5 protein-coding genes are annotated in these 6,310 nt (G+C 31.0%); all 5 read left to right on the top strand.

Going from position 1 to position 6,310, the window contains the following annotated elements:
- Positions 1-165 precede the first annotated feature (165 nt).
- The 5 genes from DHD80_RS19580 to DHD80_RS19560 all read left to right on the top strand — a co-directional run bounded on the left by DHD80_RS19580 (position 166) and on the right by DHD80_RS19560 (position 6,188).
- A complete protein-coding gene (locus DHD80_RS19580) occupies positions 166-2,061 on the top strand; it encodes a hypothetical protein (RefSeq protein ID WP_251743165.1) in 1,896 nt (631 codons plus the stop codon).
- A 77-nt stretch (positions 2,062-2,138) separates the two neighbouring features.
- Positions 2,139-3,452, top strand: coding sequence for a serine hydrolase domain-containing protein (locus tag DHD80_RS19575; protein ID WP_251743164.1), 1,314 nt, complete (start codon positions 2,139-2,141; stop codon positions 3,450-3,452).
- Positions 3,453-3,613: 161 nt separating this feature from the next.
- Complete coding sequence (locus tag DHD80_RS19570; protein WP_251743163.1) at positions 3,614-4,255, top strand: alpha/beta hydrolase; 642 nt, start codon at positions 3,614-3,616, stop codon at positions 4,253-4,255.
- 168 nt (positions 4,256-4,423) lie between these two features.
- Positions 4,424-5,731 (top strand): hypothetical protein, encoded by a 1,308-nt coding sequence (locus DHD80_RS19565; RefSeq protein WP_251743162.1) that lies wholly within the window; start codon positions 4,424-4,426, stop codon positions 5,729-5,731.
- A 256-nt stretch (positions 5,732-5,987) separates the two neighbouring features.
- A complete protein-coding gene (locus DHD80_RS19560; RefSeq protein ID WP_251743161.1) occupies positions 5,988-6,188 on the top strand; it encodes a hypothetical protein in 201 nt (66 codons plus the stop codon).
- Positions 6,189-6,310: the final 122 nt, after the last annotated feature.

Below are 6,310 nucleotides of genomic sequence, written 5' to 3'. Positions count from 1 at the left end.
TTGGCAAATGGGATATATATGGTAAATTGTAATTTAGATTGTATAACAAGAGCCGTATGATGGGAGACTATCACGTACGGTTCTGTGAGAGGCTTGGGGTGAAACTCCCCTTGTCTACTCGACACCGAAACCGTTAGCATAAATTTTTAAATAAAGATTCCTCTATTGAATAATATTGAAAAAAGAATTGAATTTTGGGAAGAATTATGGGAAGACCTAATTAAAAACTTTCTAAAAAAATCATTTGGACTCAATCTCTACTCACCTAATATCCTTATTGATGATATTATCACTGAGATAGAGGAAAATGGTTTTAAAAATAAGGACAATAGAAATTTCTTCTATAAGAAAATATCAGATTATTTAGAGAACGACGAAGTCATTAATAATGAATTAAAATCAGAGTTTAATCTTTTACGAAAGTCATTTGATCAAACGAGGAAAAATTATGTTTTAGCCTTGTGTTATCAAATCAGAAAAAATTTCGATAAAGGAGTCTACTTTAATAGGACTCTTGAAATGGTCGAGAATCTATTACTATTAGATGAAGAGATTGATTTGGACTTTGTAAATAGGTTAAATTATTATTCTCAAGGTTTAATAACTGAATTTGTAAAAAAGTCCTATGTTCTAGAAGACATAAAGAAATTTCTAAAAAACATATTTAAAGGCTATCGAGAAATTAATGGTAATTTATTTACAGACTTTCCTCATCCGTATGAGATAGATAATTTTACCGACGATAACGGTAATTTGCAAAGAGAAGAATATGAAAAAAATGTAAAAGAATTTATTGATAACCTTTCTATCAAGGAAAAAATTTGGAGTCTAAAAACCTACTATGATAAAAACCAGGAATTAGTCAGATATATATTCTATATAAAAGGAATAAAAGGCGACATAGACAGGTCAATACTTGGTGTACATTTTTATAATGTTGAAAAAAGAAAACTTTCCACTAATGAAACTAGAAGACATCATTATGAAGATCTTCAGGAATTCATGGGTTTAGATAAAAAGTATCTTCAGGTTGCCGTTGAAGTGGAAATGATTAGTCCAAAATCATCTTTAAGCAAAGCTATAAGTAAAGTAGAAAATGCTATAAATGTACTCTCTTGCTATTTGATATTTAAAACAAAAATTTCTATAAACGATTCGAATTATGTAATTATAAATAACCAAGGAAGAATTATATATTCAAGTTTTAAAAGAGAAGATTCCGATTCAATTTTTGAATATCGAAACTCTTTAGATTTTTCTGAAGTCGAACTCACATTAGATTTAATTCAGGAGAATGAATTTTTATGGAAAGAAGAAAATGATACTATTTCCAAACTAAGAAATGCTCTAAGATGGAGGCACAAAGCAGAAGAATCAACCAGAGAGGAAGACAAACTTTTGAATTATTGGATTTGTCTTGAAAACCTATTCAATTCATCCAAAGATCTGAATATTGATATTTTCAAGGATAAAAACAGAACAAAATTTAGTTTGATTCAGGAAATTATCTCATCTCACCAAGCTTTTAATACAGTATATAAATATGGTTGGGAAATGCACAAGCATTTTGAAAGTTATATTCATCCATTACAAGTAAAACCAATAATTCCAGAAGACTTACGTAAACGTGCCCAGCTTAGAGGAGAAGTTGGTCAAAAAATTTATTTAGAAAAGTTTATTAAGGAACTGCCTGAATTAAAAAAATACGAGAGCAATCTATTAATGCAAGAAAAGATAGATTCATTAATAGATTTTTACAAAGATTCTACAGTTACTAAAACTGTTATTAACGAAAATATTCAACAAACAAAAGACGATTTACTTATGATTTATCGCTTAAGAAATTTAATCGTCCATAATGCCCATTACAATAATGCTCTACTAGAATATTATGTGTGGAGAATAAGACTTTACGCTGGTTATCTATTACGAAAGTTTATATCAAAATATAATGAAAATGAAGTAGGTGATTTCGACGAGTATATATTTGAAATTTTTATTGCGAAAGAAAAATTACTACTTGATTTAGATAAGGGAAACATCAACCTTTTTGAGCAATAAAAACTTATGCTAACGGTTCATCGCCAATAAGCGGCAGCGTTAGTAAGAAAATAATTAACAACCATAAAATTAATACAATGAGAATCAAAATTAACCATTTATTTTATTTACTCTCTTTCATAATTGCTATTCAGTCTTGCTCACAAAAGGAGAGTATACCAACATTGGAAATAGGAAATACCGATAAATTGAATAAGGTATTGGATTATTATGTAGAGGAAGACTTTTATCCATTTGTTTATGCAAGATTGGAAGATTTGGATGGAAATGTTATTTATGAGCATAGCGCGATAAATAAAGACCTACTTCCAAACACTAAAATCGATGGAGATACTTGGATTAGAATTTGGTCAATGAGTAAAATAGTAACCATATCTGTTGTTTTAGATTTAATCGAAGACGGTATATTAAAAATAAATGATCCTGTATCAAAATATATTCCTGAGTTCAAAAACCTTAAAGTTGCAGTTTCCAATGATGGGAGTATTCTAACAGAGTATGAATGGAATGAAAAAGAGAATGTTTGTCCAGTAAAGTTTGTCACTAATGATTCTGTAATGACAGTTCTTCATCTAATTAATCATCAAGCAGGATTTTACTATGCTACCACAGGTTTCTCTTGTATCGATTCTTTAATCGCTGAACAAAATTTGCCTATGGCAAAAGACTCTGATGATTTAATTAATAAGATGTCCAATTTACCTTTGATTCAAAACTCAGGCACCGATTATTTTTATGGTACAAATACAACAGTTTTAGGTCTAGTTGCTGAAAGAGCAACAGGTAAAAAATTAAATCAACTCGTTGAGGAACGAGTAACTGGTCCGATGAAGATCAAAGGATTACAATACAAACTTCCAGCAAATGAAAAACTACTACCAAAATTTACAGGTAGAGATTCTACTTTGCGTCAAGCTAAAAGAGGTGAGTTAGACATTTTTGGACCAGATGTTCCTGATTATGATTCAAATCATCAATTGTATCTAGGTGGTGAGGGAATGGTAGCAACTGCAGATGGTTACGCAGATTTTGTAAGAATGCTATTAAAAAGAGGCGAATTAAATGATTATAGATTTTTGGAAAGAGCAACAGTTGAGGATATATATTCTCCTCATACCCAAAAAGATAGTCCTTATGGATATAATGGTTACAATTTATGGATTAGCGGTGATTCAATGAAAATAAAAAAACAAGGTGAAGCTGGACTTTGGATTGGTGGTGGATATGAATGTACCTACTTTTGGGCTGACCCTAAACGAAATTTTGTTGGAATTATAATGTCACAAAATAACGAAGTACGTGAACCAGGTTATGAGTTGAATGATAAGTTTCGTGGTGCATTATATGAACAAATTTGGGCAATTGAAGAAGAAAATGAAAAGAACAAATAAAACCAGAGCATAACATCGCTAACAGCAAATAGCGGGCAGTGTGATGCAAAGTGTTATTTTAGATACCAAGTAACAAACCACAAAACCGACAAGTTCGCGTCCCTGCTCCACGCCACTTGCGTTAAAGATCGTTGCCTAAAATTTTAAAAGATCGAAATTCAATGAAAATAAGTCTAATAATTGGCATTCTTTTTTGTTCGACTTTATTCGCATGCGGAAAAAATAATGATGACAAATTTATATTTTTCCTTCACAATCGATTTTTAGAAGAACATGATTTAAATGAATTACACCCAGAATATGGAAAGACTGATTATTTGGAAATAATCAACGAATTTAAGAAAAGTGGATTAGAGATTATTAGTGAAAAAAGAAACGGAAATGTAAACGCTAGAAAATATGCTAGCAGACTTGTAATTCAAATTGACAGCTTAATAAAAATCGGAACAGAACCAAAAAATATAACAATAGTTGGAACATCAAAAGGCGGATATATTGCCCAATATGTTTCAACTTTAGCAAATAATCCTGATCTGAATTTTGTATTTATTGCAAGCTTTAGAAATGAGGATATTTTGAACATTCCTGAAATCAACTATTGCGGAAATATATTAACGATATATGAGAAATCCGATCCATTTGGTGTTTCAGCAAAAGCGCGAGTAGAAAATTCAACATGTGAGATTGAACATTTCAAAGAAATTGAACTGAACACTGGGATGAATCACGGATTTCTATTTAAACCACTAAATGAATGGATTGAACCGACAATAAAATGGGCTAATGGAAATTATAATCCGTAAAGAAAATTATAGGCGACATCGTTTCCAGCAAACAGCTGGCATTCTGGCGAAAAGTGTTATTTTAGAGATCATGTAAAAAACAACAAAGCCGACAAATCCGCGTCCCTTATTCCGCCAACTGGAGATAACCGAGACAGTTGGCAGCAATGCCTAAATATGATTCTTACTATGAAGAAAATAATTATAATTCTTTTCATCATTCTGTTTCAGAAAAGTATAATTGCTCAGAATAATGAAAATATAGTCACATCAGATATTGATAATTTTTGGACTACATATGATAGGATTAATTCAACAAATGACAGTATAACAAAAAACAAAATTCTACAAACAGAATACATTGATAAAGCTTCTTCCGGATTAAAAGCAATGATTCAAGCCAGAAGATACACTCCAGAACAATACATATATGCAATCAATAATTATCCGCTATTTTGGAATTCAATAAGAGAAAAGACTAAAAATATTCATTCCTACAGCAATGAAATTGAGAAAGGAATTAAAAGCTTAAAATTAATCTATCCAGATTTAAAACCAGCAAAAGTTTATTTTACTATTGGTGTTTTCAGGTCTAATGGAACTACCGTTGATAACAAGGTTTTAATTGGAAGCGAAATGGCTTTGACAGATTCTACAGTAATAGTAAGCGAATTTCCAGAATCTCTAAATTATTTTAAAGATTATATAGCAACAAATCCCATTCAAAACCTACCTTTTTTAAACGTCCACGAGTATATTCATACCCAACAAAATACAACTATCGGAAATAGTCTTTTAGCACAAACAGTAATCGAGGGAGTTGCGGAATACGTTGCTACACTTGCATTAAATATTGATTCGCCTAATCCACAAATATCTTTTGGTGAAAAAAATGAGGAGTCGATAAAAGAAGCTTTTTCAAAAGAAATGTTTAGTCCTCACTTTAATAACTGGCTTTGGAACGATTCTAACAATAAATTTAAAATGAGAGATCTAGCATATTATGTTGGATATTCTATTGCCAAAAACTTCTATTTAAAATCTAACGAAAAGAATGAAGCGGTAAAAGAAATGATTGAATTGGATTACGCCGATCAGGAAGAATTAATGAGATTCGTAAATCAATCAGAATACTTCCAAAAAGGTCTTGAAAAATATGAAAAAGATTTTAATTCAAATAGGCCAATAATTAAAGAAATTCTTCCATTTGATAATGGGTGTCAACAAGTTGATCCAAAAACTGAAAAAATAACAATTAATTTTTCCTCTATAATGGATGATCGATTTCGAGGATTTGATTACGGTCCTTTAGGTGAGGAAAACGTACTTAGAGTTCAAGAGTTTTTAGGGTTTTCAGAAGATAAAAAATCAGTATCAATTAAGGTAGAGTTGGAACCAAACAAAAGATATCAATTGACATTAAGTAATCGATTCAGAGATACAGATGGAATTCCAATTGAGCCATTTTTAATCGATATAACAACAAAATCGGACTAAAGGCATGACTGCCAACAAAGTCGGTTCATCTCAAATTCCGGGTATCATCGAAAAAGTATAATTTTAGAAACCTGGAAAGAAAATGGTTAAGCCGGTAAGTTGGCGCCCAAAACTTCGCACAACTTACGAGCCGTAACTGTTATGCAGCTAAAACTTTGAAGAAGAAACTGATAAATTTTAGATACAATACTCAAACTTACTTAAATAAAATTAAACCTACCTATTGACAATTTTCATTAGAAAGTAGGTGAATAAGTTGCTTAAAAAAATTGTAGAGGATGCTGGGATCGATGAGAAAATAACATCTTATTATTTTAGTAACTTCTGGACCACTAGCGCTAAGGATATAGGAATTTCGACTAAATTTATAAGTGAAGGTCTTGGGCACCATTTCCTAATAACTACTGAAATTTACCTCAAGAGTTTTGATGACGCCAAGGATCTGGTTGTAGCTTAATTAATGACATAATTAATTTAAGTTACTCTCAACCTTAATTACCTTTCTATTCTATATCCTCATCTTGGAAAGATATTTGAAAACAAGTGCCTTCATTGAGTGTACTCTCCACTTTTATTTCG

Origin of the sequence: Gramella sp. AN32 (assembly GCF_023718305.1) — a bacterium.
Classification (GTDB): Bacteria; Bacteroidota; Bacteroidia; order Flavobacteriales; family Flavobacteriaceae; genus Christiangramia; species Christiangramia antarctica.
Note: the sequence above shows the minus strand (reverse complement) of the source record. Positions and strands in the feature narration are given on the sequence as shown.